Origin of the sequence: Pseudochrobactrum sp. AO18b, assembly GCF_000409565.1 — a bacterium.
Lineage (GTDB): Bacteria > Pseudomonadota > Alphaproteobacteria > Rhizobiales > Rhizobiaceae > Pseudochrobactrum > Pseudochrobactrum saccharolyticum.
Window position 1 is genome coordinate 1 of the sequence record NZ_ANNO01000467.1, and the last position, 3,771, is coordinate 3,771.

Consider the following 3,771-nt stretch of genomic DNA (forward strand, 5'->3'; position numbering starts at 1 on the left):
AAAAACCCGGGCCTCGTATTTTATGTAATCCGCAGATTACGTAGAACCAATTACATATGAATTGGTTTGTCGTAAGTTGCCATTGCTGATTCACGAACAGCTTCCGACATGGTCGGATGTGCATGGCAGGTACGAGCCAGATCTTCGGAAGAGCCGCCAAACTCCATCAGAACGGTCAGTTCGTGGATCATTTCACCGGCATTGTAGCCGAGGATATGCGCACCGAGAACTTTGTCTGTAGCTTTGTCAGCCAGAATTTTCACAAAACCGTCTGTGTGCTGCATAGCGCGAGCACGGCCATTGGCTGTGAACGGGAATTTGCCGACTTTATATTCAATACCGGCAGCTTTCAGTTCTTCTTCGGTTTTGCCGACAGAAGCCACTTCCGGCTGGGTGTAAACAACGCTCGGGATCACATCAAAATTGACGTGGCCTTTTTGACCAGCAATGATTTCTGCAACGGCAACGCCTTCATCTTCGGCTTTGTGCGCCAGCATCGGGCCTTTAACCACGTCACCGATCGCATAAATGCCGGCAACATTGGTCTGCCAATGATCGTTGATCGCAACGCGGCCGCGTTCATCAAGAGCAACACCGGCTTCGGCCAGACCCAGACCATCTGTGTAAGGACGACGGCCGGTCGAAATAAGAACGGCTTCAGCTTCAAGGGTCACTGCATCGCCGCCTTTAACAGGCTCGAAAGTCACCTTGGCGCCATTGCCGGATTTTTCAACTGCAGTCACTTTGGCGCTGAGTTTGAAATCAATGCCCTGTTTGGCCAGCATACGCTGGAACTGCTTGGAAACTTCACCATCCATGCCGCCGAGAATTTTGTCGAGATATTCAACAACAGTCACTTTGGCACCAAGACGCGACCATACGGAACCGAGTTCCAGACCGATCACGCCGCCGCCGACAACAACCAGAGTTTCAGGCACTTTGGTGAATTCCAGCGCGCCGGTTGAAGAAACAATGACTTTCTCGTCAATATCAACATTAACGCCCGGAATACCGGCAACATCAGAACCGGTGGCGATGATGATGTTTTTGGTTTCGAGTTCTTTGACAGAACCGTCTTCAGCAGTGACAGAAACTTTGCCTGCAGCAACAACTTTACCAAAACCGGTGAAAGCTTCGATCTTGTTCTTCTTGAACAGGAATTCAACGCCGCTGGTGTTGGCTTTAACAGTTGTTACTTTGTGCGCCAGCATTTTTTCGAGGTTCAGCTTCGGTGCGCTCACTTCAACGCCGAGCGCGTCGAAAGAATGACCGGCTTCAGCAAAAACTTCAGAAGCGTGCAGCAATGCCTTTGAAGGGATACAGCCGACATTGAGGCAGGTGCCGCCGAAAGTGCTGCGTTTTTCAACAACGGCAACTTTCAGGCCGAGCTGGGCAGCTTTGATAGCTGCAACATAACCGCCAGGGCCGGTACCGATAACAACGACATCATAAGACATTGCTTAATCCTTTTAACTCTTTTTAAGTCCGTTCAGGCAGGGGATTTCTGCATGAAGACAAGGGTCGATCTTTTATTCTTCGGGTGTGCAGGCTTTAAAGCGAAACACTTCCCAGTTCAGCGGCTCGGCCGGTTTGGCCGTTCCAAAATCATAACTGTCCAGCATACTGACAAAATCCGGCAGGAGGATTGCTGCGGCAGCCGGTTCATCATTGCGGGGCAGAAACTCTGCATCTGCACCATCTTTAAGCGCATATACTACGCCCTGCCAGATTGTGCAGTCATCAATTTCATCTTCAGCATTATCGTCACCCGCACAATTATAGGTGATCATGGCTGTCGGGCGGGCTGCACCGTCTGTCCATTGCACAGTGCCCTGTAATTTGAAATCAGGTTTGTCATTGGCAATGATGGTGAAACTGTTGCCTGACTGCTCATCATCTTTTTGAACAGGGCTGAAAGTCAGTGTGTAATTTTGGTCTTTGTCGGAATAGGCGGCGCGGTTCTGCATACAGGCGGCTGAGGCAACGGCTGTGGCGGTCAGCAGAATCGTACAGCTTGCGAGACAGGCAATAGTCTTTTTGAAAATGGCTGATTTGATAGGCATTGTTCCCTCACCGGGCTTGTCAATTCTGATTTACAGCATCGGCCTGAAGCACGATCCGTAGTTCTAATGGGCTTGCTGACTGGCCAGCTTAATTCCTAATCCGATAAATACCATACCGGTCACGCGATTAAACCATGCACCCAGAGCGAAAAAGCGTTTACGCACGGGTTCCAGCGTAAAGAACAGAGTCACAATTGCAAACCAGCCGATGACGACGATTGCGATCAGAATCCCGTAAATACCCTGAATTGCAGCCGGTGTTTCATGGCTGACAAGGGATGAGAACAGGGAGAGGAAAAACAACACAGCTTTCGGGTTCAGCGCATTGGTGATGAAACCCATAGTAAAGCAGCGCTTGGCCGAAATTGCCTTTTGTTGTGGTTGAGCAGCTTCGCCGTCTGTCTGAAGAATTTTATCTGCATCGGCTGCATTGAGCGGTTTTTCCCGCAGCGCCTTGATGCCGAGATAAAACAAATAGGCAGCACCCGCCCATTTAATCAGCGAAAACAGAAACAGAGACTGGGATACGATCAGGCCGATACCGAGGATCGTATAGGAGATGTGGAACATCAGCGATGCGCCGATGCCAAGACTGGTGATGAAGGCTGCACGGCGGCCATGCACAATGCTCTGACGCACAATCAGCGCGAAATCCGCACCGGGTGCTACGAGCAGGATCACGAATACCGCCATCAGACCGGTGAATTCGATCACATACTGCATGAGAGGCTCCGTGAGATCAGAAAAAGAAAGAGCCGCAGGGCTCAGAAAAGATGCAGTTGAAAAGAGCGCTGTCGTGGGACAGCGCTCTTAGTCAGTTTATTACAGGTCGAGAACAAGACGTTCCGGATCTTCCAGGCTGTCCTTAACGCGAACGAGGAAGGTCACAGCTTCTTTGCCGTCTACGATACGGTGATCGTAGGACAGAGCCAGATACATCATCGGACGGATAACGATCTGACCGCCGACAACAACCGGACGTTCCTGAATCTTGTGCATGCCGAGAATACCGGACTGCGGTGCGTTCAGGATCGGGGAAGACATCAGGGAACCATATACACCACCATTGGAGATGGTGAATGTGCCGCCCTGCATATCAGCCATTGAAAGCTGACCGTCACGGGCTGCACGGCCGAGACGACCGATTTCTTTTTCGATTTCAGCAATCGACATCTGGTCGGCATCGCGAACAACAGGAACCACGAGACCCTTGTCTGTACCGACTGCAACGCCGACGTGAGCAAAGTTCTTGTAGATGATGTCTGTGCCGTCGATTTCGGCATTAACAGCAGGGATTTCTTTCAGAGCATGGGTCACAGCTTTGGTGAAGAAACCCATGAAGCCGAGCTTAACGCCGTGCTTCTTCTCGAAGATATCTTTGTAGCGTGAACGCAGATCCATAACCGCGCTCATATCCACTTCGTTATAAGTGGTGAGCATGGCTGCGGTGTTCTGAGCATCTTTCAGACGACGTGCAATGGTCTGACGCAGACGGGTCATTTTCACGCGTTCTTCGCGTGGTGCATCACCGGCAGGGGAGGCCGGACGAGCGGCAGCAGCAGGTGCGGCGGCTGCAGGTGCAGTGCCTTTTGCCAGAGCGGCAAGAACATCACCTTTGAGAACCTGACCACGCTTGCCGGAACCGTCAACCTGATCGCTGTTCAGGCCGGCTTCAGCCATCAGCTTGGCAGCTGCCGGCGCCGCCGGC

At 51.5% G+C, this 3,771-nt stretch carries 4 protein-coding genes; all 4 read right to left on the reverse strand.

The features are described 5' to 3' along the window. Window positions 1-50: 50 nt before the first annotated feature. A complete protein-coding gene (gene lpdA / locus A918_RS0117325) occupies window positions 51-1,457 on the reverse strand; it encodes a dihydrolipoyl dehydrogenase (protein ID WP_022712271.1) in 1,407 nt (468 codons plus the stop codon). A 72-nt stretch (window positions 1,458-1,529) separates the two neighbouring features. Next, window positions 1,530-2,063 carry a hypothetical protein gene (locus A918_RS0117330; protein ID WP_022712272.1) on the reverse strand — a complete coding sequence of 178 codons (534 nt, stop codon included), beginning with the start codon at window positions 2,061-2,063 and terminating at the stop codon, window positions 1,530-1,532. Between the two features lie 63 nt (window positions 2,064-2,126). After that, window positions 2,127-2,786, reverse strand: coding sequence for a LysE family translocator (locus tag A918_RS0117335; protein WP_022712273.1), 660 nt, complete (start codon window positions 2,784-2,786; stop codon window positions 2,127-2,129). Between the two features lie 99 nt (window positions 2,787-2,885). After that, on the reverse strand, window positions 2,886-3,771 hold an 886-nt coding region (gene odhB, locus A918_RS0117340), incomplete at its 5' end, for a 2-oxoglutarate dehydrogenase complex dihydrolipoyllysine-residue succinyltransferase (RefSeq protein ID WP_022712274.1).